Origin of the sequence: Xanthomonas sp. CPBF 426 (assembly GCF_903989465.1) — a bacterium.
GTDB classification, from domain to species: Bacteria; Pseudomonadota; Gammaproteobacteria; order Xanthomonadales; family Xanthomonadaceae; genus Xanthomonas; species Xanthomonas euroxanthea.
Genome location: NZ_LR861805.1, coordinates 4,816,239 through 4,839,854, shown reverse-complemented (window position 1 = coordinate 4,839,854; position 23,616 = coordinate 4,816,239). Strand labels below are relative to the sequence as shown.

Below are 23,616 nucleotides of genomic sequence, written 5' to 3'. Positions count from 1 at the left end.
GACCAGGCATTACCGATAACGCCCCATCGCGGCCAGGGCCGCTCCTACAAAACGCAGGTCTCCGGCATGGCTTCTTGCCGATAGCGAGCACGCCACGCAGACATCGCCACCGCGATGCTTGCAGCCACCTGATGCAAGACGAGAGTGTCAACATGGCAACCCGATGGATCCATGCAGTGGTCTGCGCGCTGCTGCTGACCGCATGCAGCACGCCTCCGGCGACCAGGCCGGGCGCTGCGGCGGGCACGCCGCAGCCACCGCACGCCGGTTCCGCCGACGCTGCCGAATGCACGGCAAAGGGCGGGCAACTGCGCCCGGTCGGCCGCATGCAGACGGTGCGTTGCGTGGTGCCGTATGCCGATGCCGGCAAGACCTGCAGCGACAGTTCCGACTGCAGCGGTGATTGCCTGGCCACCAGCATCGTGCCGACCGGCACCGCGACATCCGGCACCTGCCAGCGCGACAGCGACCGCTTCGGTTGCCGCCAGGAAGTGATCGGCGGCATGGGCCAGGCCGCGTTGTGCATCGATTGACGTCAGCGAACGTGGTGAAGCGCCTGCACGGGTCGATCAGCCGCTTGGTCCGTGCGCGTCGCTGGAGATCACTGCAAGCGCCATGAGTCAGCCGTCTCGCTCGCGCCATCGTGGCGGTTTATGCTCTCGGCTCTACCTGTCCAGGACGTATCGATGAGCCAGACGCTTTACGACATCCCGGTTGCCCGCATCGACGGTGAGCCTGCCACGCTGGCCGACTATCGCGGCAAGGTGCTGCTGGTGGTCAACGTCGCCTCCAAGTGCGGACTGACCCCGCAGTACGAGAGCCTGGAAGCGCTGTATCGCGACAAGCAGGCACAGGGGCTGGAAGTGCTGGGCTTTCCGGCCAACGACTTCAAGGGGCAGGAGCCCGGCAGCGAGGCGGAGATCGCGCAGTTCTGCCAGCTCACCTACGACGTGACCTTTCCGATGTTCTCCAAGATCGCCGTCACCGGTGCCGAGATCCATCCGCTGTATCAGCAGTTGACCAGCGCACAGCCGCAGGCCACCGGCGATGGCCCGATGCGCGAGAAACTGGCCGGCTACGGCATCGCACCCAACCCCGCACCGGGCGTGCTGTGGAACTTCGAAAAATTCCTGATCGGCCGCGACGGCCAGGTCATCGACCGCTTCGCCCCCGACGTGCCGGCAGACGATGCGCGCCTGCGTGCGGCGGTGGATGCAGCGTTGGCAGCGGCTGCCTGAAGCTCCTCTCCACCAGGACGAGACGCCACGCGTGCGCGCCAGTGGCACGCGTGGCCTGACGTAGCAAGCTGCATCCACCGTGTCGGTGCACGCATCGCGAAGGTGACTCAACAAGGACCCTGTCGATGCGTCTGCTCTTTGTCCTCCTGATGCTGCCTGGCAGTTCGTCATTGCATGCTGCGGAGCTTTGCCGCGACCTGCAGACAACCCCGGAAAGTAACGCTTGCTGGAACGAGCAAGTCGGCATCGCGCAGGCACGTCTGGATGATTATCTGGCGACCGCGCGCGACCGGGCCGTTTCCACATTGGGTATTGCCGCCGACGCTTTCGACAACGCACAGACGGCGTGGACGACGTACCGGGATCTTCAGTGCGGCAATGTGCAAACGCGCTGGCGCGATGCGACAGTCCGGCCGGCCAAGGTGGCGCGCTGCATCGTCGACCTCGACGATCAGCGCGCGCACGATCTATGGAAGCACTCTCTCACCTATATCGACCGTACGCCGTCTATCAGGCCCGAACCGGAGTTGCGCGCCGGCAAGTGACCTGGCAACTGCACCTTCGATCCTTCGGTCTGGATTGCCTGAGGCAAGCCTGCGCCTAGGCAGCCTGGTCCTTGGTGCCACTTCGCATGCTGGTGGCGGAAAATAAAAAGCCCGGGATCGCTCCCGGGCTTTCATAGTTACGCCAAACCGCATGCTAGATCGATCAACGAATCCACTGCGGGATCGGCATCGCATCCACCGGCACGGTGCTGTCCTTGTCCTCGCGCAGGTAGTCGGGCAACTCGTTGTCCTTCTGGCGATGGCTGCGCAGGTCGCGCACGATCTGGTAGTTGCGGCGCTGCATCCATGCATCGCGGGTCAGTGCGTATTCGTCCGGTGCCTGGTCGCGCAGCGAATCCAGCGACATCAGCTGCGCGCGCGTATCCACCAGCTGCAGGCCCTGCAGGGCGAAGCGCGCGCCGCTGTCGTCGACCTGGCGCAACGGCGAGAGCGGAATGTCGCCGCCCAGGCCGAAGGTGTCGCGCACCGTGCGTGGGCCGAACAGCGGCAACTCGAAGTAGCGCGAATTGCGCCAGCCCCACACACCCAGGGTCTGACCGAAGTCCTCGCTGCGGCGCGGAATGCCGGCTGCGGAGGCCGGATCGAACAGGCCGGCCACGCCCAGCGTGGAATTCATCACGAAGCGGCCCAGCGACTGCATCGCATACACCGGGTGGCCCTGCAGCAGCTGGTTGACCATGGTCAGCGGCGTGCCGAGGTTGTCGAAGAAGTTGGTCACGCCCAGGCGTGCCGGACGCGGCACCACCTTGGTATAGCCGGTGGCCAACGGACGCGCCACGCCCCGGTCCACGGCCAGGTTGAAGCGGTGCATGCCGCGGTTGTAGCGCTCCCACGGATCGTAGGGCGGCGCATCACCGGGCTGGCCCGGTGCACCGTGGGCGCCGGCCTGCGGGGTGGTGGGGCCGTAGAGCGCAGCGTAGTCGTCCTCGGCCGAGGTGGCGGCACCTGCGGTCCCGGCGCTGGCATCGGCGCCGGTCTGGTCGGCCGGGGCTGCTGCGGCGGTGGTCGGCAGGGCGTCCGGGGCGGCAAAGCCGGCAGTGGCCGGCTGCGCCGTCACCCCGGCATCGTCACGCACCGGGGCCGGGGTCGCGTCCGGGGCAGTCTCGGCCGCGGACGCAGGCGGCGCGGATTTCGGAGCGTGGCTGGCGCAGGCACCAAGCAGCAGGCAGGCAGCCAACAGGGAAATGGGGCGAAGCTGGGTCATGGGGTGGCGCTCAGGCCTGGAAATCGAAAGTAGGGGACAAACGGTAGGCGGCGCGTAATTCGTCCAGACCGGACGCCTCACCCACCACCGTGACGGGACCGGCACCGGTGGCGCGTAGCCGCGCCGCCAGTTCGACCAGCATTGCAACGCCGGCACTGTCCAGGCGTTGTACACCCGACAGGTCCAGCGTGCGAATGCCGTCCAGTTGCGCAATCGCCTGCGGCCAGGCCGCCGTGACCGCGTCGCGGTCGAGCACGCCGGTCAGTGCCAGCGTCTGGCCATTGCGTTGCACGGAATCGTTACTTGCCATTGGCCGGTGCCGGACCGACCTGCAGATTGCCGCTACGCAGCTCTGCGGCGACCTTGGCAATGCCCTTTTCGCGCAGCGGGGCGTCGAACTGGGTCTTGAAGGTCTGCACGTAGGAGATGCCTTCGATCATCACATCGAAGATCTTCCACTGGCCGCCGACGTTACGCATCATGTAATCGACCGGGGTCGGGTCGTTGCCGGCGCGCAGCAGGTCGGTGGACACCTTGACGCCGCGGTTGCCCGGCAGCGCGCTCTCGGACTTGGCGCGGAAGGTCGGCTTGCCTTCGAAGTTGAGCAACGCGGTGCCGTAACGCTGCATCAGGTTGTCGGCCAGCGCATCGGCAAACAGCTTGACGTCCGCATCGGAGGCACCACGGCCGTTGACGCCCAGCACCAGGCGGGCCGAGTAGTCGCGGTCGAAGGCCTTGTTCAATTCGCCATTGATGTACTGGCGCAGCGCGGCCGGGTTGCTGCGGAACTCGGCGCGCCGCTGGTCCAGCGTGCTCAGGATGCGGGTGCTGCTGTCGATGACGGTCTTGGTGGCCGCGCCCTGCGCAGGCGCGCTGGCGGCAGCCGGCTGCGCCAGCACGGTGGCCGGTGCGCACACCAGCAGGGTCGAGGCCAGGACAGCGGAGAGCAGGGTGGTTTTCATTGGTGCGGTTCCGTAGAGGGAGAAGCGGGCTGGGCAGGCGGGGCGGCCTGACCCTCTGCGGCGGATTTATCACCGCCGCCACTGAACATGTACTTGCCGACCAGCTGCAGCAGGTCCACCGCCGGCTGGGTGAAGCCGATTTCTTCGCCCGGCTTGAGCGTTTCCGGGTCACCGCCCGGCTGCAGTCCGATATAACTCTCGCCCAGCAGGCCGCTGGTGAAGATGCCGGCCGAGGTGTCGGCCGGCAGATCCTTGTACTTGTTGTCCAGCGACAGGGTCACCACCGAGTCGAACCTGGTCGGATCCAGGCTGATGTCGGACACCTTGCCGATGGTCACCCCGCCGATCTTCACCGGTGCTTGCGCACGCAGCTGGCCGATCTGGCTGAAGCGCGCGGTCAGCGTGTACTGGCTGGAGCCGAAGCCCCAGCGCTGGTTGGTCGAGGCCACCGCCAGCACCAGCAGCGAGGCCAGGGTCAGCAGCAAAAAGGCGCCGACGGCGAATTCGAGTCGTGGTCCACGCATGGCCATAGTTATTCCACTCACCTAAACAACATTGCAGAAAGGACGAAGTTGAACATCAGCACCAGCAGCGAGGCGTTCACCACCGCGCGGGTGGTGGCGATCGAGGTGCCTTCGATGGTCGGTTCGGCGTGGAAGCCCACGTAGGCAGCGACCAACGCGGCGGTGCCGCCGAAGATCGCCGACTTGAGCATGGCCACGCCAAAGTCGTCCCAGAAGTCCACGCTGTTGCTCAACCCCGACCAGAATGTGCCGTTGTCGATGCCCAGCACGTGCACGGCTTCGAAATAGCCGCCGGTGATGGCCAGCGAACAGAACACGCCGGTCAGCAACGGCACCGTCAGCACCGCCGCCCAGAAGCGCGGCGCCACCGCCTTGGCGACCGGATCGATGGCCATCAGCTCCAGCGCCTTGATCTGGTCGGTGGCGCGCATCAGGCCCAGCTCGGCCGCGATCGAGCTGCCGGCGCGGCCGATGAACAGCAGCGCGGTCAGCACCGGTGCCAGCTCGCGGTACAGCGACAGCCCCAGCAGCGTGGACAGCGCATCCGACGCACCGTAGGTGGTCAGCGTGCGATAGCCCTGCAGGGTCAGCACCAGGCCGACGAAGGCGCCGCCGACGGCGATGATCGGCAGCGACCGCGCGCCGACCTTGTAGATCTCGCGCACCAGCTCGGCGATGAAATCGCGCGTGGGCACCGAGCCGCGCAGCACGGTCAGCGAAAACAGCCCGGCGCGGCCGAAGGCGCGGATCGACTCGACCATGGCCATCAGGCGGCACTCCGGTCGCGCCGCGGCGCCGCATCGAAGGCGATCGGCCCATCCGGCTGGCCATGCAGGAACTGCTGCACCAGCGGATCGGTACTGTCCTGCAGCTGCTCCGGCGTGCCGGCGAACACGATGCCGCCATTGGCGATGACCACGGCCTGGTCGCTGATCGGCAGGGTTTCGTGTACGTGGTGGCTGACGATGATGCTGGTCAGGCCGAGGCTGTCGTTGAGGCGCTGGATCAGGCTCATGATCACGCCCGAGGCGATCGGGTCCAGCCCGGTCAGCGGTTCGTCGTAGATCATCAGCGGCGGGTCCAGGGCCAGCGCACGCGCCAGCGCCACACGCCGCGCCATGCCGCCGGACAATTCGCGCGGCCAGGCATCGGCGGCGGCCAGCAGGCCCACCGCATGCAGCTTCATCTGTACCAGGCGCTGCAGCACCGGCGCCGGTAGGCGGGTGTGGGTACGCAGCGGCAGCGCGACGTTGTCGGCCACGCTCAGGTCGGTCAGCAGGCCATTGCCCTGCAGCAGCACGCCGACATTGCGACGCATCTCCAGCAGTGCACGGTTGCCATGCGGGATCGCGTTGCCGAACAGGGTGACCGTGCCGGCGACCGGACGCAGCTCGCCGGTCAGCGCGGCCAGCAAGGTGGATTTGCCGCTGCCGGACGGACCGAGCACGGCAGTGATGCTGCCGCGTGGCACCTCGAGCGAGACGTCGCGCAGGATCGTGCGACCGCCGCGATCGATGCGGACACCGGACAACTGCACGACAGGGGATGCGGACGCCGTCATCGAAGCCTTTAACAGAATTCCAACGCGATAGAGTAGCCGTCACACGGCTGAACATAACCGAACCGGTGCGTCCAGTATTATCGCATGACGCCTGCACCGCAGCGGACGCGCTGCAGCCGGCATGCATGCAACAAGCCGTCTCATGCATGACCCAACGCAATCTGCGAGCGCAGGGGTGTTGTGGCAGGTATGCCCTAGGTGGATGATCGGAGTTCCGGCCGACCACGAGTACGTAATGGATATACTGACCCTGGAGCACTTTGCAGGCAGCGTCAATGAAACGTTCTCTGCCGCATTGAACGAAGGCGAGGTGCCATTCGTGCTGGTCGAGGCGCGGCCGCTGCCCACCACGCATGCCGTCCACCGGGCGCCATTCTCGCTGCTGTTCCGCAACAGCTCGGCGTTCCTGTTTCCGCAGCAGACCTATCAGCTGCGACACACGCGGCTGGGCGAGATCGGCGTGTTCCTGGTGCCGGTGGCGCGCGAGCGCGACGGGTTTCTGTATCAGGCCGTTTTCAACTGAGTGCGTTCAACCGCGGTGCTCGGGAAAATGCCAGTGCATCTGCAGATGCGTCTGGTTGCTCATACCCGCGACGAAACCGTGGCGGATATACAGTCGTTGCGCGGCGGGGTTTGCGTGCAGCACGTGCAATGACAATCCGCATCCCGCCTCGCGCGCCACCGCCTGCGCGTAGGCGAGCAGTTGCGAGCCGATGCCTTGGCCGCGCCAGTCCGGCATCAGGCTGATATCCACCAGCGTATGTTGCGCGGCAGCGCGGTGCAGATACAGGCGCCCGATACGCAGATCCTTGGCCTGGACGATCAGAAAGTCGCCGCCTTCAAAATGTTGCTGGTAGTGCGCGCGCTGCAGCGCAAACTGCTGCTGAAGAAAGGCACGTTTGCTCGCCTCCGGCCACGGTACCGGTGCCAGCTCGTCGCTGCGGGTGCTGGCATAAAGCGCCTGCAGCCACGCGATGTCGGCTGGCTGCTCGGGGCGCAGGGCAAGATCCACCGCGCCCCGATTAGCGGTAGCGCTCGTTACGAACTGCATCTTCATCGCCGCCTCTGCAACGCGCCCGGGTGACGGCAGCGCTCAGTTGAACGCCGGATAGTCGCCCTGCAGCGCGATGCAGAAGTTCACGGCCAGATAGGGCTGGCGGTTCTCGTGCGCCTGTCCGCTGCCGGTAGGCAACAGCATGGTCGGGGAGAATTGCTTGTCCGGCGCGACCGCCAGGAACGGGCGCTCGGTGTTGACGTTCAGCGACGACAGCGCCACACCGTTGGCTGGCGTGCCCGTCTTCTTGGTCACGTCCGGCTGCGAGAGTATGTTGACGCCATGCTGGTGCATCGGGATCTGCGTGCTGAGCAGGCTTTCCGACGCGGAGCCGAAGTTGCTACCCAGCGAGTGCGGGGTCAGGCCCGGCCCCGCGCCCTGCTGGCAACCGGCGCGTGCGGAAAAGTTCGGTAACTGGAAGGTGCTGTTACCGTTGCCGCCATAGGCCACGCCGAGCAGGGAGTACAGCGTGGTGTTCTGCGCGATCGGCAGTGTGGCGCCATTGCAGAACGCCCAGCCGTAGGGGTTGTAGTCGAAGCCGAACAGCTGGATTTCGCCGATATAGGGTTCGGTCATGAACAGAGTCTCCGATGAAGCGGATGCATACCGCGGCCTGCCGGCGCGGCGCGGGGATCAGGCCTGCTGCGGAAAGATGCCCGTGGTGGCGATGCAGTACTGCACCGTCAGTGTCGGCATGAGGTTGTCGTGCGGCTGGTTGCCGCCGGCGAACGAGGTGCTCTGCGTGGACATCGCCAAGGTGGTGCCACCGGTTGCATCGCTCACGTAGAACGTGCTGCCGTTGACCGCCGCCGGCAATAACCCCGCCGGTGCGGTCGCCGTCGCTGCGGTGGTGGTGGCCTGAGCGGTATGCGTGTGCGCCGGCATCTGCAGGTCCGTCAACGTCACCGTCTCGGTGCCGGCGTGCTGGGCGAGCACGTAGTTGCTCAGGCCCGGTCCCTGGCCCTGGTGGATCGGCAGGCGGCCGCGCAGATCCGGCACGCCGAACGTGCTGGTGCCATTGCCACCGTAGACAGTGCCGAGCAGGACGTACAACGGTTCGTATTCGGAAATCTGCAGCAACGAGCCGTCGCACGCCTGCCAACCCTGGGGAGTGCGGCCAAAACCGAACATGCGGATTTCGCCAATGAAGGGAGTACCCATGAAATTCTTCCTGGTCGATGGGGTGCTCTACACAAGGTGCGTGCGCTGGGCGCCCGGGATACGGAGGCGCCTAGCTGCGCGAAGGGAAGATGCCGGACAGCGCGATGCAGAAATTGATCGCGGTATAGGGCTGCAGGTTCGGATGCGCCTGGCTGCCGCCGCTGTTGGCGATCGTGGACTGGGACAGCGGCACCATCGCGCCAGGCGCGGCGTACAACGCGTGCGCAGTCCCGGAGGCGACGTTGTTGTTCGCGAACAGACGGCCTGTCGGTGTGCGGTTGTCGCCGTTGGCGCTACTGCAATCCATCAGGTGGCTGTGCGGGGGCAGGTTGTCTGCCACCAGCGTCACCGTCTCCGCGCCTGCCGCCTGGCCCATGGGAGCGGCAGGCGGCTGCCAGTTCGGATCCGCCGACGGCCCATAGCCCATCGGGGTGCGCCCACGCATGTCCGGCAAGCCGAACGTGGTCCTGCCATCGCCGCCGAAGCGCGTGCCGAGCAGACTGAACAGGGCCTGGTTCTGATTGACTGGCAGCAATTGCCCGTTGCACTGCGCAAAATACTTCGGCGCGAATGCGAAACCGGTCAACATGATCTGGCCGATGAAGAACTCACTCATGCAGCTCTCCTACGTAGGTGCGCCGCCGACCGACTGTCGGAGGCTGACGTAGTCATACCTGCCGACATTGCATACCACAAGCCACCAAGATCCTAATTGAGATGAAGTATTAATTTTTCATTCTTTAACTGGCAGTCAGTTCCAGTTCAAATAGCGCTATAGTTGAATCACATGCCTCTTAAGGCATTGCGTTGCGCTGATCCGAGGCACCAGGACCGCTGCCGACGCCATTGGGGTGGCGTGCTTTTTCGGGGAAAACTTATGTCTACGACCTTCGCCGCCTCGGGTGGCGTGCGCCTGCTGCTGCGTTGGATGCTGGCGCTGTTGCTGTTGGCGACCTCTCACGTCGCCCTGGCTGCCTACTGCCCGACGCCGAAAAGCGCCACCGTCAACTCAGGTGGCTCGGTGTCCTTCGAAGTCGGCGATTGCGACGGGCCTTCCAATATCGGCATGACCGATCCCGGCGTGCCCCCGGCGCATGGCACATACAGTCTTCCCGGTCAGAATCCTGACAGCACCGAACAGGTGACCTATACCAATAACGGCGATGGTGCGACATCGGACTCGTTCTATCTATTGGACGAAGACAACAACCAGATCGTCTTCAACATCACCGTCAACCCCTCGCGCACTGCCAGCATCGCGGTGAGCCCGGCCAGCCTCAACGAAAATAGCGGCGCAGCGTTCACCTACACGGTGACGCTGAGCCAGAGCAGCAGTTCGGCGACCACGGTAAACCTTGGTCGCAGCGGCACCGCCACCAGCGGCACCGACTACACGGGTGCGCCGAGCAGCATCGAGGTGCCCGCCAACGCCACCACGGCCACCTTTTCCGTCACCCCGGTCGCCGACACCACGGTGGAGGCCGACGAGACGGTGGTGATCAGCGTGGCCAGCGGTAGCGGCTATGGCATCGGCAGTCCGTCCAGCGCCACCGCCACCATCGTCAACGACGACTTTCCGACCGCATCGATCACGGTGTCTCCGTCCAGTGTGCCCGAGGACGGCGCGGCCAACCTGATCTACACCGTCTCGCTCGACCAGGCCGCGCCGAGCGCGGTATCGGTCGCCTTCAGCGTCGGTGGCAGCGCGACCTCAGGCACCGACTACGCGGCCGTGAGTTCGCCCCTGGTGATCAACGCCGGCCAGACCACCGGCACCATCACCATCAATCCGACCGCCGATGCCACCATCGAACCGGACGAGACGGTGGTGATCAGCCTGGCTGCGGGCAGCGGCTACAGCGTGGGGTCGCCCAACAGCGCCACCGGCACCATCCTCAACGACGACCAGCCGGCGCTATCGATCAACGACGTGTCCGTGAGCGAAGGCAACGCCGGCACCACCAATGCCACCTTCACTGTCTCGTTGAGCCAGCCGGCCGGCGCCGGCGGCGTCAGCTTCGATATCTCCACTGCCGACGGCACTGCCACTGCCGGCGTGGACTACGTCGCCTCCAGCCTGGCCGGGCAGACCATCCCCGCCGGCAGCAGCAGCGCCACCTTCACCGTGCAGGTCAACGGCGACTCGCTCAGCGAGCCCGATGAGACCTTCTTCGTCAACGTCAGCAACGTCACCGGCGCGACAGTGGCCGATGCGCAGGGCCTGGGCACCATCGTCAACGACGATGCGGTGCCGTCGCTGTCGATCGACGATATCAGCGTGAACGAAGGCAATAGCGGCACCACCACGGCCACGTTCACGGTGAGCCTGAGCGCGGCCAGCGGCCAGACCGTGTCGGTCAATTACGCCACCGCCAACGGCACCGCCACCGCAGGGAGCGACTACGTCGCGCGGTCGGGCACGCTGACATTTCCGCCGGGTACCACTGCGCAGGGCGTGGCGATCACCGTCAATGGCGACACCGCGGTCGAGGCCAGCGAGACCTTCAGCGTCGGCCTGTCCGGTGCCAGCAACGCCAGCATCGCGCGCGCCACCGGCACCGGCACCATCCTCAACGACGATGTGGTGGTGATTGTCGGGCCGGCCACGCTGCCGGCAGCCACCGCCGGCAGCGCCTACAGCCAGAACCTGAGCGCCAGCGGCGGCACCGCGCCGTACACCTTTGCCGTCACTGCCGGTGCGCTGCCGCCCGGGCTGACCCTGAGCGCTGCCGGCGTGCTGTCCGGCACACCCACCGCCACCGGCAGCTTCAACCTCACCGCCACCGCTACCGATAGCGGCGGCAGCCCCACCAGCGGCAACCGTGCCTACACGCTGACCGTGGCCGGCGCGACGGTGACCCTGCCGGCGACCAACCTGCCGGCCGGCACGGCGGGCCAGGCCTATTCGAGCGCGCTCACTCCGGCGACCGGCGGCATTGCCCCGTATACCTACGCCGTTACCGCCGGCGCCCTGCCGGCGGGCATCACGCTCAATGGCAGCAGCGGCGCCCTGACCGGTACGCCCGGCACCGCGGGCAGCTTCAGCTTCAACGTGACCGCCACCGACAGCACTAGCGGCACGCCATCGCAGGCAACGCAGAGCTACTCCCTGACCATCGCCGCGCCGCCGATCGTGGTTGCGCCGTCCACGCTGCCGGCCGCCACCCGCGGCACGGCCTACAGCCAGACGCTGAGCGCCAGTGGCGGCACCGCGCCGTACACCTACACGCTAGCAAGCGGCACGCTGCCGGCAGGCCTCACCCTGGCCAGCAACGGCACGCTGTCGGGTACCGCGACGGTGGAAGGCAGCTTCAACTTCACCGTGACCGCGACCGATGCGGGGAGCTTCACCGGCAACCAGGCCTACAGCCTGACCGTTGCCGGCCCGAACGTTGTACTGCCGGCCAGCACCTTGCCCGCAGGTACGGCCGGGCAGGCGTACGCGGCGACGATCACGCCCGCCAGCGGCGGCACCGCGCCCTACAGCTATGCACTGACCGGCGGCGTCCTACCGGCGGGTGTTGTCGTGGACGCGGCCACCGGCAGTCTCAGCGGCACGCCGACCGTGGCAGGCACCTTCACCTTCACCCTGACCGTGTCCGACAGCACGCCCAGCCCGGCGGCGCAGGCCAGCCGCAGCTACACGCTGACCATCGCGGCACCGGTGATCGTGGTCGCGCCCACCACGCTGCCCGCCGCCACCCGCGGCACGGCCTACAGCCAGGCGCTGAGCGCCAGTGGCGGCACCGCGCCGTACACCTACACCCTCGGAAGCGGCACGCTGCCGGCTGGCCTGACCCTGGCCAGCAACGGCACGCTGTCCGGCACCGCAACAGTGGAAGGCAGCTTCAACTTCACCGTGACGGCGACCGATGCGAACGCCTTCACCGCTGCGCAGGCCTATGCGCTGACGGTGGCCGGCCCGAACCTGACGTTGCCGGCCAGCACCTTGCCGGCAGGCACGGCCGGGCAGGCTTACACTGCGGCGATCACGCCCGCCACTGGCGGCACCGCGCCCTACAGTTATGCACTGACTGGCGGCGCATTGCCGGCGGGTGTCGCCGTGGACGCGGCCACCGGCAGCCTCAGCGGCACGCCGACCGTGGCAGGCACGTTCACCTTCACCCTGACCGTGTCCGACAGCACGCCCAGCCCGGCGGCGCAGGCCAGCCGCAGCTACACGCTGACCATCGCGGCACCGGTGATCGCGGTCGCGCCCACCACGCTGCCGGCCGCCACCCGCGGCACGGCCTACAGCCAGACGCTGAGCGCCAGCGGCGGCACCGCTCCGTACACCTACAGCCTCGGAAGCGGCACGCTGCCGGCTGGCCTGACCCTGGCCAGCAACGGCACGCTGTCCGGCACCGCAACAGTGGAAGGCAGCTTCAACTTCACCGTGACGGCGACCGATGCGAACGCCTTTACCGCTGCGCAGGCCTATGCGCTGACGGTGGCCGGCCCGAACCTGGCGTTGCCGGCCAGCACCCTGCCGGCAGGCACGGCCGGGCAGGCGTACGCGGCGACCATCTCGCCTGCGACCGGCGGCACCGCGCCCTACAGCTACGCACTGACGGCCGGCACGTTGCCGAACGGCATGGTGCTGGATGCTGCGACCGGTGCGCTCAGCGGCACGCCGACCTTGTCGGGCAACTTCGCCTTCACCCTGACTGCCAGCGACAGCACGCCCAGCCCGGCGGCCCAGGCCAGCCGCAATTACACGCTGACGATTGCAGCCGCCACCCTGGTGCCTGGCCAGCCCACGCTGCCGCCAGCGGTGCGTGGCAGGCCCTACAGTCAGGTGCTGACGGCGTCCGGCGGCGTCGCGCCGTATACCTACAGCGTCGCCAACGGCAGCTTGCCTGCCGGTCTGACCCTGTCCGGCAACGGCACGTTGTCCGGCACGCCGACCGCTGAAGGCGTCTTTTCGTTCGCCATCGCGGTGGCCGACGCCGGCAATGCCAGCACCACCCAGGCGTATACCTTCACGGTGGACGGCCCGAACCTGGTCCTGCCAGCAAGCACCTTGCCGGCCGGCACGGCCGCTCAGGTCTACGCCGCGACCATCGCGCCCGCGACCGGCGGTATCGCGCCTTACAGCTATGCACTGACAGCCGGCGCCCTGCCGAGCGGTATCGTCCTCGATGCGGCGACCGGTGGACTCAGCGGCACGCCGACCTCGTCGGGCACGTTCAACTTCACCCTGACCGCCACCGACAGCACGCCCAGCCCGGCGGCCCAGGCCAGCCAGCGCTATACGATCACCATTGCCGCGGCGACGCTGGTGCTGGCGCAGCCCACCCTGCCACCGGCGACGCGCGGCAGCGCGTACACCCAGGTGCTCACGGCCAGCGGTGGCGTCGCGCCTTATCGCTACAGCATCGCCAGCGGCACCTTGCCGGCTGGCCTGACGCTGGCCGGCGACGGCACGCTGTCGGGCACGCCGACGACGGAGGGCACCTCGTCCTTCACCATCACGGTGGCCGATGCCGGCAATGCCAGCGCCACCCAGGCCTACAGCTTCACGGTGAGCGATGCGGCGCCGGTGGCGGTGGCGGATGTGGCGGCGACCATGTCCGATGCTGCGGTGACGGTGGCGGTGACCGCCAACGACACCGGCAACATCGCATCGATCGCCATTGCCACCGCGCCGACCAACGGCACCGCCGTGGTCAACGGGCTGGAGCTGGTCTACACGCCAGCCGCCGGTTTCGTCGGCACCGACGTGGTGAGCTACACGGTCACCGGTAGCGGTGGTACGTCGGCCGCGGTCACGTTGACCATTACGGTCAACGCGCGGCCGGTGGCGGTGTCGGTGACTGCCGCAGCCGTGCCCGGCGAAGCGCAGCAGGTCGACCTGACCCGCAATGCCACCGGCGGGCCGTTCGTGGCTGCAGCCGTGGTCGCGGTGCTGCCGGCCTCGGCCGGTACCGCCACCATCACCCGGACCGGCGGCACCGCCACCGCGGCGGCGGCGCGTGCCTCCGGCCCGTCGCCGGCGGCGGCTGCGATGGCCGAGACGCCCACGTTCATGCTGACCTTCACCCCCAACCCGGCCTTCGTCGGCCAGGCCACGGTGCAGTTCACCTTGTCCAATGCGTTCGCCACCTCGGTGCCGGCCAGCGTGGTGTTCACCATCGCGCCGCGCCGCGACCCCAGCGTGGATGCGGAAGTGCGTGGCCTGATCGATGCGCAGTCTGAGTCCACCCGGCGCTTTGCGCGCGCGCAGATCGACAACTTCCAGCGCCGCCTGGAAGCCACCCACCGCGGCGGCGGCACCTTCAGCAACGCGGTGAGCTTCCAGCCGACCTCGCATTGCCGCCAGGCCGACCGCGGCATCAGTGCGCAGCCGTGCAGCCCGGACACGCAGGAGGCCGACAACGACTTCCGCGATGCGCCGGCAATGGCCAGCAGCGGCAACAGCACCGCGCAGGGTCAGGGCGATCTGGGGCTGTGGGTGGGTGGTGCAATCCGCTCGGGCAGCCTGGACAAGCAGTCCAACAGCAACGGGGTGGACTTCCAGACCGACGGCCTGAGCGTGGGCGCCGATTACCGGGTGGCACAGTCGCTGGCGATCGGTGCGGGCCTGGGTTGGGGCCGCGACGACAGCGATGTGGGCAGGAACGGCAGCCACTCCAAGGCCACCGCCTACACCATGGCGCTGTATGCCAGCTTCCATCCGGGCAAGGCGTTCTTCTTCGACACCCTGGTCGGCTACCAGCTGCTGTCCTACGACCTGCGCCGCTTCGTCACCGACGACAGCTCGATGGCCGAGGGCAACCGCGACGGCAAGCAGTGGATTGCGTCGGTCTCCACCGGTGCGGACCTGCAGCGCGGCGAACTGCAGATCACCCCGTATGCACGTGTGGATGTGGCCCGCGCCACGTTGGATGGCTATGTCGAAGACGGCGTGGCGCCGTTCGCGCTGCGCTATGACGACATGGACGTGGCCACCACCACCGGCAACCTGGGCCTGCGCCTGGAATGGCGCCGCGAAGTGGCCTGGGGCCGGCTGACCCCGCAGTTGCGCGTGGAATACCAGCGCGACTTCCAGGGCCGCGGCGATGCCACGCTGAGCTATGCCGACCTGAACGGCGGGCCGTTCTATCGTGCCGGCCAGAGCGCGTTCGACCGCAACCGCCTGATGGTCGGCATCGGTGCGGCGCTGCTGACCGAGCAGGGCCTGTCGACGCGGCTGGAATACCGCGGCATCACCGACGGCGACAGCAACAACGATCAGACCTGGATGATCAATCTGGAAAAGAAATACTGATCGTCTCCAGCGTCATGCACTGAGCAACGCGATGGGCCGGGCGACTACCCCGGCCCATCGCGTTTGTGATGCCGCCGGCGGTATGTGTTGCATGGCGGCGCTGGTGCTGCGCTGCGCATTGGTCGGCGGTGGGTTGTAGACAGACCGCCACGCACATCGGCCGCAGTGCATCGAAGCCAGCGTGCAGCCTGGTCCGCCTGTCTGCTTTCCTGCCGGTGCCGGGTTTGCTCAGGTCTGCCGCGTGTCGGCAGTCGATCGCCACGCGCGGCTGAGCAGTTGCCCATGTCACAGGACAGCCCTGGGCATCGGCACCGACCGCTGCATGCAGATCCTCGGCAAACAGCGCAGCACGGCCGCATCCGGCACAATGCACGCACGCATGCACGCCACTTCCGCGCCCGATTTCCGCCTCTATCCCTCAAATGCGCTGGATACGCTGGCCGCCTTGCTCGCCCAGGAGCTGCGCCGGCCGGTGCCGGAGCAGCCGTTGCTGCAGCCGGAGGTGGTGCTGATCCCGCAGGTGGCGATGCGGCGCTGGCTGCAGTCCACGCTGGCGGCCGAGCACGGCGTGGCGGCCAACCTGGAATTCCTCACCCCCGGCGAATTCGTCGCGCGCGCGCTGGAGTGCAATCTCGGCCCGGCCGACGACGATCTGGACATGGCCACCACACAGTGGCGGTTGTATGCCGCATTGCAGGCCGACCTGGGCAGCGATGCGGCATTGGCGCCGTTGGCCGGTTATCTGTCCGACGGCGATGCGCTCAAGCCCTGGGCATTGGCCGGCGAGCTGGGCAACGTGTTCGAGAAGTACCAGGCCTGGCGACGCGACTGGTTGCTGCGCTGGGAAGGCGGCGCCGACCCCGATGATCCGCAGGCGCGCCTGTGGCGCAGCATCGCCACCGGCCGGCAATACCGCGCGCGTCGCATCGGCCAGTACCTGGATCGCTACGCGCGCCCGGACGGTCCGCTGCCGCAGGGCTTGCCCAGGCGCCTGTTCGCCTTCGCCATCTTGAATATTTCGCCCGACGTGCTGCGCGTGCTGGCCACGCAGGCGCGTGTGGGCACGCTGCATTTCTATCTGCCCACGCCCACGCAAGGGTACTGGGGCGATCTGCAGACCCTGTGGCAACGTCGCCGCGAAGACGGCGCGGTGCAGCTGTTTGCCGAGCAGGTACAGGAAAACCCGCTGCTGCAGGCCTGGGGCGCGGCCGGGCGCGACTTCATGGCGTTGGTCGGCGATTACGAGGTGGTGCATCCGCTGGCCGAGATCGCCGTCTACGCCGACCCGCTGGAGTCCGGCCGCCGCGCACTGGCCGACGGCGGCCTGGGCGACAGCCTGCTGCGCCGCATGCAGAGCGACCTGTTCCATCGTCGCGCGCCCAGCGTGCCCGCCGCATTGCCGACGGTGAATCTGCACGACCCCAGCCTGCAGGTGCATGCCTGCCACACGCGGCTGCGCGAGCTGCAGGTGCTGCACGACCAGCTGCGCGCTTTGCTCGACGATGCGCGCTTCGACCCGCCCTTGCAGCCACGCGAGATCGCGGTGCTGTCGCCGGACATCGACCCGTACGTGCCGTACCTGGACGCGGTGTTCGGCAGCCACGGCAACGACGACGCGCTGCCGTACGCGCTGGCCGATGCCAGCCCGTTGGCCAGCGAGCCGCTGGCCGAGGTGTTCCTCACCTTGCTCGGCCTGCCGATCGCACGCTTCGGCCTGCACGAGATTCTCGACCTGCTGGCCAGCGCGCCGATCGCCGAGGCCGCCGGCCTGGACGAAGCCGGGCTGGAACGCCTGCGCGGCTGGCTGCACGCGGCCGGCGCGCGCTGGGGGCTGGATGCGGCGCACCGGCGCCAGCACCAGGCACCGAGCGACGATGCCTACACCTGGCGCTTCGCACTGGACCGGCTGCTGCTCGGCCATGCCAGCGGCGCCGATGAAGAGATCGAGGGCGTGGCGCCCTGGCCGCAGCTGGAAGGCAGCGCAGTGGCCGCGCTGGACACGCTGTTGCACTTGCTGGGCGTGCTCGAACGCCACCAGTCGGTATTGGCCAAGGCGATGACGCCAGTCGAGTGGCGCGAGCGTCTGCTCGGCTTGCTGGAAGAGCTGATTCCGAAGGCGCCGTCGGCACCGCGCGCGCAGCGCGCGCTGGACCGCTTGCGCAGCCTGATCGACCAGTTCGCCCGCGATGCGGTGCGCGCCGACTACGCTGGCAAGGTGCCTGCCGAGGTGGTGCGCGCGCACTTCGCTGCGGTGCTGGGCGAATCGGACACGCGCGCGCCGCTGCTCACCGGCGGCATCAGCTTCGGCCGCATGGTGCCGATGCGCCTGCTGCCGTTCCGCGTGATCTGCCTGCTCGGCATGAACGATGGCGATTTCCCGCGCCGCGACCCGGCCGCCGGGCTCAATCGCCTCACTGCCGAGCTGGGCACCGAGCGCCGCCGGCATGGCGACCGTTCAACCCGCGAGGACGACCGGTTCCTGTTTCTGCAGTTGTTCGCCTCTGCGCAGGAGGTGTTCTACCTGAGCTATCTCGGCGCCGATGCGCGCGATGCCAGCGCGCGCGAACCGTCGGTGCTGGTCAGCGAACTGCTGGGCAGCGCTGCGCAGTACCATGCCGACCCGCAGGCGATCGCCACGCTGGTGGTGCAGCACCCGTTGCAGCCCTTCGCCGCCGCCGCCTTCGGTGCGCCGGGCGATCACGGCGCCGACCCGCGCCGTTTCAGTTATCGCCGCCAATGGCGACCGTCGGTGGACAGCCTGGTCGGCCAGCGCCAGCCGCTCGCGCCGTGGGTGGCCGGTGCGTTGCCGGCCGACGACAGCGCAGTGCCGGGCAGCGTCTCGATCGACGACCTGCGCCGCCTGTTTTCCGACCCGGCCGGGCAGTTCCTGCGCCATCGTCTGGGCATGCGGTTGCCCGACCCGGCCAGCGAAGACAGCGACCTGGAGCCGCTGCTGGCGCCCACGCGCGGGCTGGACCAATACGGCCTGCAGCAGCATGTGTTCGACGCCGCACTGGCCGGCGACACCGGCCGGCTCTACGAGCGCCTGCGCGCGCGTGCGCTGCTGCCGTCCGGGCCGCTGGGGCGACGCCAGCTCGATGAGCGGGTGGCGCAATTGCGCCCGTATGCCGAGGCATTCCGGCAATGGCGCGGCGAGGCGCCGGCGCAGTCGCATCGGCTGCAGGTGCAGATCGGCGATGTCGAGGTGCACGGCCGCGTGCCCGGCTGGTATGCGAGCGGGGTGGGGCGCGTGCAGGTCGGCGCGCTCAGCGGCCGCAGCGCGATCCGCCACGGCCTGGAATGGCTGCTGCTGCGCGCTGCCGGCGAGCACGCGCCGTATGTGCGCTTCTTCGAACACGAAGACGGTTTAGGCCCGCATCCCATCGACCTCGAACCGCTGTCGCAGGCGCAGGCGCAAACTGCATTGGCCGCACTGTTGCAGCTGTATCGGCACGGCCTGCAGGCGCCGCTGGCCTTCGCGCCCTACAGCAGCTGGAAATACCACCAGGCCGCGCGCGGCGACGACCTGGACAAGGCCATCAAGGAGGCCGCCGGGCAGTGGCAATCCAGCTTCGGCTGGAGCGAATCGCACAGCCCGGAACTGCGCCTGGTCAACCGCGGCCGCGACCCGTTCGCCGATGCACAGCGCTTCGCCGAGTTCGCCACCACCAGCCACCGCGTGTACGACCTGCTCGAGCGCGGCAACGCCGACGCCACACTGGATCCGCAGCGCCTGGTCGAGAGCTGGAGCCACTGGCACGGCGCGCAGGAGGAGGCCGAATGAGCGCCAGCCCGGTCACCGACCCGTACCTGCACCTGCCGCTGCACGGCGTGCGCCTGATCGAGGCCAGCGCCGGCACCGGCAAGACCTTCACCCTGGCCACGCTGTTCACCCGGCTGGTGGTCGAGCGCGGCCTGCGCATCGGCCAGATCCTCGCCGTGACCTTCACCGAGGCCGCCACCCAGGAACTGCGCCGCCGCATCCGCGAGCGCCTGGTGCTGGCCGCAACCCTGGTCCCCGATGCCCCCGTAGGAGCGGCCCCGGCCGCGACCGACTTCGCCAACGACCCGTCGCGGCCAGGTCCGCTCCTACAGGACGCGCCTGACGTCCTGCTCACCCGCGCCATCCTCGCCACCCACCTGGCCACCGGCACCGAGACACCGGCCGCCCTGCGCCGCCGCCTGCAACAGGCGGTGGAAGAAATCGACCTGGCCGCGGTGTTCACCATCCACGGCTTCTGCGCGCGTGTGCTGCGCGAGCATGCGCTGGAAAGCGGCCAGGCCTTCGCCGCACCGGAACTGCTCGCCAACGACCGCGAACTGCTCGGCGAAGTCGCCGCCGATCTATGGCGCCAGCGCGCCGCCGATGCGGCAATGGCCGAAGACCTGATCGCGCTGTGGTCGGGCGGCCCGGAGGCACTGGCCAGCGATCTGCGCGCACTGGTGCGCCATCCAACGCTGCTGCCGGCGGCCGCCACCACACCCGACGATTCCGCTGCGCTGCTGCAGGCCGTGCAGGACGCCAGTACCGCACTGGCCGCCGCATTCCAGGCGCATGGCACCGCGTTTTTCGACACCCTGATGGCCGCCATCGACGGCGGCATCCTGAGCAAGGTCAGCTACAAACCCGAGTGGCTGGCCTCGCTGTGGCATTGGTTCGACAGCTTCGCCGCCGCGCCATCGGTCAACACCGCCCCGCACCCCAAGCTGATCAAGCTGACCGCCGCGGACCTGGCCGCCGGTACCAACAAGAAGTTCGTCGAGCGCACGCCAGCCTCGCCACTGAGCCACGAGATCGACGGCTATCTCACCGCGCTGGCGCGTGTCGAACAATGGCGCACACGTCGCCGCATCCGCCTGCTGCACGCCCTGCGCGAGGACGCCATCGCGCGGCTGGCACTGCTCAAGCGCCAGCGCCGCGTGCAGACCTACGACGACCTGGTCGATGGCGTCGCGCACGCGCTGGAAGGCGCGCAGGCCGGCGCCCTGGTCACACGGCTGCGCGCGCAATACGCCATCGCGCTGGTGGACGAATTCCAGGACACCGACGACCGCCAGTGGGCGATCTTCTCCAATGTGTTCGGCGAAGGCCCGCTCGCGCGCGCGGCTGGCCTGGCGCCGGCGCTGTTTCTGATCGGCGACCCCAAGCAGGCCATCTACGGCTTCCGTGGTGGCGACGTGCGCACCTATCTGGCCGCCGCCGTCACTGCCGAACTCGCCCCGCCGCTCAGCCACAACTTCCGCTCGCGCCCCGGCGTGCTGGCGGTCATCGACGCGTTGTACGCGCAGGCCGGCTACACCGACGCCTTCCTCACCGATGGCATCGCCTTCCACCCGGTGCGGCCCGGCACCAAGCGGGTGGATGCCGACCTGCAACGCGATGGCGCCGCCGCCCCGGCGCTGACGCTGTGGCGTGCGCCGGAACCGCCGCCGCCTGCGAAAGGCAAGCCCAAACCCTGGAGCGCCGGCCGCGCCCGCGAGCTGGCCACCGCCGCCTGCGTGGCAGCGATTCGCGGCTGGCTGGCCGGTGGCCGCGACGGCACCGCCACCATCAACGCGCGCCCGGTGCAGGCCGGCGATATCGCCGTGCTGGTGCGCAGCCACGGCGAGGCCACGCGCATGCAACAGGCGCTGGGCGCGGTGGGCATCCCCGCGGTGGCGGCCGGCAAACAGAGCCTGTTCGCCACCGACGAAGCACTGGAGCTGCTGGCCCTGCTGCAGGCCTTGCTCGACCCGGGTGACGACAGCCGCCTGCGCGCCGCCCTGGCCACCGTGCTGATCGGCGCGGACGCCGCCGCCATCGCCGCGCTTGCACACGATGGCGAGCGCCACCGCCGCTGGCAGCAACAGGCGCTGGACTGGCGCGAACGCTGGCAACGCGGCGGCCCGCTGGCCCTGATCGGCGAGCTGGGCGCCGCGCACGGGCAACGCCTGCTGGCCCTGGGCGATGGCGAACGCCGCCTCACCAACTACCTGCAACTGGCCGAACTGCTGCAGGAAGCCGACGCCCGCGCGCTCGGCCCGCATGGCCTGGTCGACTGGCTGTCGCGCCGCATCGCCAATGCCGACGACAACGACGAAGCCCAGCAACTGCGGCTGGAATCGGACGCGCGCCGCGTGCAGATCGTCACCCTGCACAAGAGCAAGGGCCTGGAATATCCGCTGGTGTTCCTGCCGTACATCGGCATCGGCCGCAGCGACAAGGGCGCCGGCCGCCATTGCGTGGTGCATGCGCCGGAGCTCGGCCGCCAGCTGCACTGGAAGACTGACAAAGACGACCCAAGCTGGAGCGCCGCCGAAGCGGCCTGGAAGCAGGAACAACGCGCCGAAGACGCGCGCCTGCTCTACGTCGGCCTGACCCGCGCCGAGCACGCGCTGTGGATCGCCAGCGGCCCGTTCCACCAGCACGAGCGCACCGCACTGTCCGGCATGCTGCGCGCGCTCGACGCGCTGCAGGGCGCGGCCGGCGAGGGCGCGGTGGTGGTGGACACGTCCACGCCGCCGGCCACCCTGCCGCGGCTGCCGCCACCGCTCGAGGCGCAGGTGCCGCCCGCGCGCGCCCCGCAGCGGCATATCGCCCCGGACTGGTGGGTCTACAGCTTTACCCAGCTGGCCAATGCCGATGCCGGCGCCGCCACCGACCCGATGGCCAGCGCCACCGTGGTCGGCAGCGGCGGCAGCGACGAGCCGGCCGGCAGCGAGGCGATTGCGGTGGCCGCCGAGGTCGACACCTTCGACCCGCGCTTTGCCGGCAACCGCTTCGGCGTGGTGATGCACGACGTGTTCGAGCGCTGCGACTTTGCCGCCTGGCAGGCGTGGCAGCCCGGCCAACCCGCACCCGAAGGCCAGGCCGCCGCCATCCTCGAGGCGCTGCAACGCGGCGGCTACGTCGAGAAGGAATGGGACGACGGCCTGGCCATGCTCACCGCCCTGATCGGCCACACCCTCACCGTGATGTTGCCCGAAGGCACCCCCCTGGCCGCCGTACCCGCGCCGCAGCGCCGCAACGAGATGGAATTCCACTTCGCCATGCGACCCACCCGCGTCGAGGCACTGCTGGCACTGCTGCACCGGTTTGGCGTGGTCGGCGAGCGCCAGGCCTTCGGCGCGCGCCAGCGGCTGGAAGGCCTGATGACCGGCCTGATCGACCTCACCTACACCGTGGACGGGCGCTGGTACGTGCTGGACTACAAATCCAACCGCCTGCCCAGCTACGACGCCGACGCCCTGGCCCGCGCCATGGCGCACAGCGAGTACGAGTTGCAGGCGCTGATCTATACCGTCGCGCTGCACCGCTGGCTGCGCTTCCGCCTGGGCGAGGCCTACGACTACGCCCGCGACTTCGGCGGCGTGCGCTACCTGTTCTGCCGCGGCCTGGACGCCAGCCGTAACCCGGCATCAGGCCCCGGCCTCGAGCCTGCCCGCAGCGCCGAGGCCAACCCCGGCGCCGACCATGCCCGCGGCGGCGCAACCGACCCCGGCTCCGACCCCTCCAGCAACGCCGCAGCCGACCCTGGCGCCGACCGTGCCCGCGATGCCGAGGCCAACCCCGGCTTCGACCGCGCCCGCGACGCCGAGGCCAACCCCGGCGCCGACCGCGCCCGCAATGCCGCAGCCAACTCCGGCTCCGGCTCCGGCTCCGACCCTGCGCGCGACGCCGTCGCCAGCGACGCCATGTCCGACGCGGCCGCACCCGGCATCCAAGCGGCATCCGTCTGCGTTGCGCCCGGCATCCACGCCTGGCGCTTCGATCCGGCCCTGGTCCAGGCCCTGGACGCCCTGTTCGCCGGCAGCGCCCCAGAGTCGACATCCAGCAACCCAGGCACGCCCGATGCCCGCTAGCGTACAGCCCCTTACCGCTGACGCACCAAAGCCCCGCTCCCCCGGGGGCGATAAGGCGCTGGTTGCGCGCCACTGGCGCGCGTGCCTTGGAGCGCCCGCGCCGCTGGCGCGGGCTGGGGCGCGGAGCGGGGGTTGGGGTGAGGGTACGTCCGCCGCCGAAGCATCCGAGCCATGACCCAACAGACCGCACTCCGGCCCAGCGCTGTGCGCAAGCCGCGCGCCCCTCGGGGCAAG

The 23,616-nt window shown here is 68.8% G+C and carries 17 protein-coding genes and 1 pseudogene; 8 read left to right on the top strand and 10 right to left on the bottom strand.

Annotated elements, in window-relative coordinates; translation table 11 throughout:
• The first annotated feature begins 128 nt into the window (after positions 1-128).
• From H7A87_RS20445 to H7A87_RS20435, 3 genes are all read left to right on the top strand, one after another.
• On the top strand, positions 129-533 hold the full coding sequence (locus H7A87_RS20445) for a hypothetical protein (RefSeq protein ID WP_180497057.1): 405 nt from the start codon (positions 129-131) through the stop codon (positions 531-533).
• Between the two features lie 153 nt (positions 534-686).
• Positions 687-1,238, top strand: a complete 552-nt coding sequence (locus H7A87_RS20440) for a glutathione peroxidase (protein ID WP_104650364.1) — start codon at positions 687-689, stop codon at positions 1,236-1,238.
• 125 nt (positions 1,239-1,363) lie between these two features.
• Positions 1,364-1,783, top strand: a complete 420-nt coding sequence (locus tag H7A87_RS20435; protein WP_119129960.1) for a lysozyme inhibitor LprI family protein — start codon at positions 1,364-1,366, stop codon at positions 1,781-1,783.
• Positions 1,784-1,946: 163 nt separating this feature from the next.
• On the opposite strand, the gene H7A87_RS20430 is transcribed toward H7A87_RS20435, so the two are convergent.
• The 6 genes from H7A87_RS20430 to H7A87_RS20405 are packed head-to-tail and all read right to left on the bottom strand — an operon-like array spanning position 1,947 to position 6,055.
• Positions 1,947-3,008 (bottom strand): VacJ family lipoprotein, encoded by a 1,062-nt coding sequence (locus tag H7A87_RS20430; RefSeq protein WP_119129959.1) that lies wholly within the window; start codon positions 3,006-3,008, stop codon positions 1,947-1,949.
• A 10-nt stretch (positions 3,009-3,018) separates the two neighbouring features.
• Positions 3,019-3,318, bottom strand: coding sequence for an STAS domain-containing protein (locus tag H7A87_RS20425; protein WP_119129958.1), 300 nt, complete (start codon positions 3,316-3,318; stop codon positions 3,019-3,021).
• On the bottom strand, positions 3,308-3,970 hold the full coding sequence (locus H7A87_RS20420) for an ABC transporter substrate-binding protein (RefSeq protein WP_104586194.1): 663 nt from the start codon (positions 3,968-3,970) through the stop codon (positions 3,308-3,310). The genes H7A87_RS20425 and H7A87_RS20420 overlap by 11 nt, the downstream gene beginning before the upstream one ends.
• Entirely contained in the window at positions 3,967-4,500 is a 534-nt protein-coding gene (gene mlaD, locus H7A87_RS20415) for an outer membrane lipid asymmetry maintenance protein MlaD (RefSeq protein ID WP_104586196.1), read from the bottom strand. The genes H7A87_RS20420 and mlaD overlap by 4 nt, the downstream gene beginning before the upstream one ends.
• 11 nt (positions 4,501-4,511) lie before the next feature.
• Positions 4,512-5,261 carry an MlaE family lipid ABC transporter permease subunit gene (locus H7A87_RS20410; protein ID WP_104535395.1) on the bottom strand — a complete coding sequence of 250 codons (750 nt, stop codon included), beginning with the start codon at positions 5,259-5,261 and terminating at the stop codon, positions 4,512-4,514.
• The gene (locus H7A87_RS20405; protein WP_104535396.1) at positions 5,261-6,055 is read right to left on the bottom strand and encodes an ATP-binding cassette domain-containing protein; all 795 of its coding nucleotides are present in this window, start codon (positions 6,053-6,055) and stop codon (positions 5,261-5,263) included. The genes H7A87_RS20410 and H7A87_RS20405 overlap by 1 nt, the downstream gene beginning before the upstream one ends.
• 235 nt (positions 6,056-6,290) lie before the next feature.
• Here H7A87_RS20405 and H7A87_RS20400 point away from each other — a divergent pair, with 235 nt between their 5' ends.
• Positions 6,291-6,578 carry a hypothetical protein gene (locus H7A87_RS20400; protein WP_119130010.1) on the top strand — a complete coding sequence of 96 codons (288 nt, stop codon included), beginning with the start codon at positions 6,291-6,293 and terminating at the stop codon, positions 6,576-6,578.
• Between the two features lie 6 nt (positions 6,579-6,584).
• On the opposite strand, the gene H7A87_RS20395 is transcribed toward H7A87_RS20400, so the two are convergent.
• The 4 genes from H7A87_RS20395 to H7A87_RS20380 form a co-directional block, all read right to left on the bottom strand.
• Positions 6,585-7,112 carry a GNAT family N-acetyltransferase gene (locus H7A87_RS20395; protein WP_119129957.1) on the bottom strand — a complete coding sequence of 176 codons (528 nt, stop codon included), beginning with the start codon at positions 7,110-7,112 and terminating at the stop codon, positions 6,585-6,587.
• A gap of 36 nt (positions 7,113-7,148) precedes the next feature.
• Entirely contained in the window at positions 7,149-7,685 is a 537-nt protein-coding gene (locus tag H7A87_RS20390) for a tail fiber protein (RefSeq protein ID WP_104650358.1), read from the bottom strand.
• Between the two features lie 57 nt (positions 7,686-7,742).
• A complete protein-coding gene (locus H7A87_RS20385; protein ID WP_115678192.1) occupies positions 7,743-8,270 on the bottom strand; it encodes a tail fiber protein in 528 nt (175 codons plus the stop codon).
• Positions 8,271-8,340: 70 nt separating this feature from the next.
• Positions 8,341-8,886, bottom strand: coding sequence for a tail fiber protein (locus H7A87_RS20380; RefSeq protein ID WP_104650356.1), 546 nt, complete (start codon positions 8,884-8,886; stop codon positions 8,341-8,343).
• 171 nt (positions 8,887-9,057) lie between these two features.
• Here H7A87_RS20380 and H7A87_RS20915 point away from each other — a divergent pair.
• The 4 genes and pseudogenes from H7A87_RS20915 to H7A87_RS20365 all read left to right on the top strand — a co-directional run.
• Positions 9,058-10,050 (top strand): annotated as a pseudogene (locus H7A87_RS20915) (Calx-beta domain-containing protein); the annotation flags it as partial.
• A 45-nt stretch (positions 10,051-10,095) separates the two neighbouring features.
• A complete protein-coding gene (locus H7A87_RS20375; RefSeq protein ID WP_232087987.1) occupies positions 10,096-15,540 on the top strand; it encodes a putative Ig domain-containing protein in 5,445 nt (1,814 codons plus the stop codon).
• A 379-nt stretch (positions 15,541-15,919) separates the two neighbouring features.
• The gene (gene recC / locus H7A87_RS20370; protein ID WP_119130009.1) at positions 15,920-19,324 is read left to right on the top strand and encodes an exodeoxyribonuclease V subunit gamma; all 3,405 of its coding nucleotides are present in this window, start codon (positions 15,920-15,922) and stop codon (positions 19,322-19,324) included.
• The gene (locus H7A87_RS20365; protein ID WP_119129955.1) at positions 19,321-23,382 is read left to right on the top strand and encodes an exodeoxyribonuclease V subunit beta; all 4,062 of its coding nucleotides are present in this window, start codon (positions 19,321-19,323) and stop codon (positions 23,380-23,382) included. The genes recC and H7A87_RS20365 overlap by 4 nt, the downstream gene beginning before the upstream one ends.
• The last annotated feature ends 234 nt before the right edge of the window (positions 23,383-23,616 follow it).

Bases quoted from the DNA above. Each gene is read 5' to 3' on its own strand.
- H7A87_RS20440 (WP_104650364.1), top strand. From the start codon at position 687: ATGAGCCAGACGCTTTACGACATCCCGGTTGCCCGCATCGACGGTGAG.
- H7A87_RS20385 (WP_115678192.1), bottom strand. From the start codon at position 8,270: ATGGGTACTCCCTTCATTGGCGAAATCCGCATGTTCGGTTTTGGCCGC.
- recC (WP_119130009.1), top strand. From the start codon at position 15,920: ATGCACGCCACTTCCGCGCCCGATTTCCGCCTCTATCCCTCAAATGCG.
- H7A87_RS20380 (WP_104650356.1), bottom strand. From the start codon at position 8,886: ATGAGTGAGTTCTTCATCGGCCAGATCATGTTGACCGGTTTCGCATTC.
- H7A87_RS20405 (WP_104535396.1), bottom strand. From the start codon at position 6,055: ATGACGGCGTCCGCATCCCCTGTCGTGCAGTTGTCCGGTGTCCGCATC.
- H7A87_RS20390 (WP_104650358.1), bottom strand. From the start codon at position 7,685: ATGACCGAACCCTATATCGGCGAAATCCAGCTGTTCGGCTTCGACTAC.
- H7A87_RS20430 (WP_119129959.1), bottom strand. From the start codon at position 3,008: ATGACCCAGCTTCGCCCCATTTCCCTGTTGGCTGCCTGCCTGCTGCTT.
- H7A87_RS20435 (WP_119129960.1), top strand. From the start codon at position 1,364: ATGCGTCTGCTCTTTGTCCTCCTGATGCTGCCTGGCAGTTCGTCATTG.
- H7A87_RS20410 (WP_104535395.1), bottom strand. From the start codon at position 5,261: ATGGCCATGGTCGAGTCGATCCGCGCCTTCGGCCGCGCCGGGCTGTTT.
- H7A87_RS20400 (WP_119130010.1), top strand. From the start codon at position 6,291: ATGGATATACTGACCCTGGAGCACTTTGCAGGCAGCGTCAATGAAACG.
- mlaD (WP_104586196.1), bottom strand. From the start codon at position 4,500: ATGGCCATGCGTGGACCACGACTCGAATTCGCCGTCGGCGCCTTTTTG.
- H7A87_RS20425 (WP_119129958.1), bottom strand. From the start codon at position 3,318: ATGGCAAGTAACGATTCCGTGCAACGCAATGGCCAGACGCTGGCACTG.
- H7A87_RS20395 (WP_119129957.1), bottom strand. From the start codon at position 7,112: ATGAAGATGCAGTTCGTAACGAGCGCTACCGCTAATCGGGGCGCGGTG.
- H7A87_RS20420 (WP_104586194.1), bottom strand. From the start codon at position 3,970: ATGAAAACCACCCTGCTCTCCGCTGTCCTGGCCTCGACCCTGCTGGTG.
- H7A87_RS20365 (WP_119129955.1), top strand. From the start codon at position 19,321: ATGAGCGCCAGCCCGGTCACCGACCCGTACCTGCACCTGCCGCTGCAC.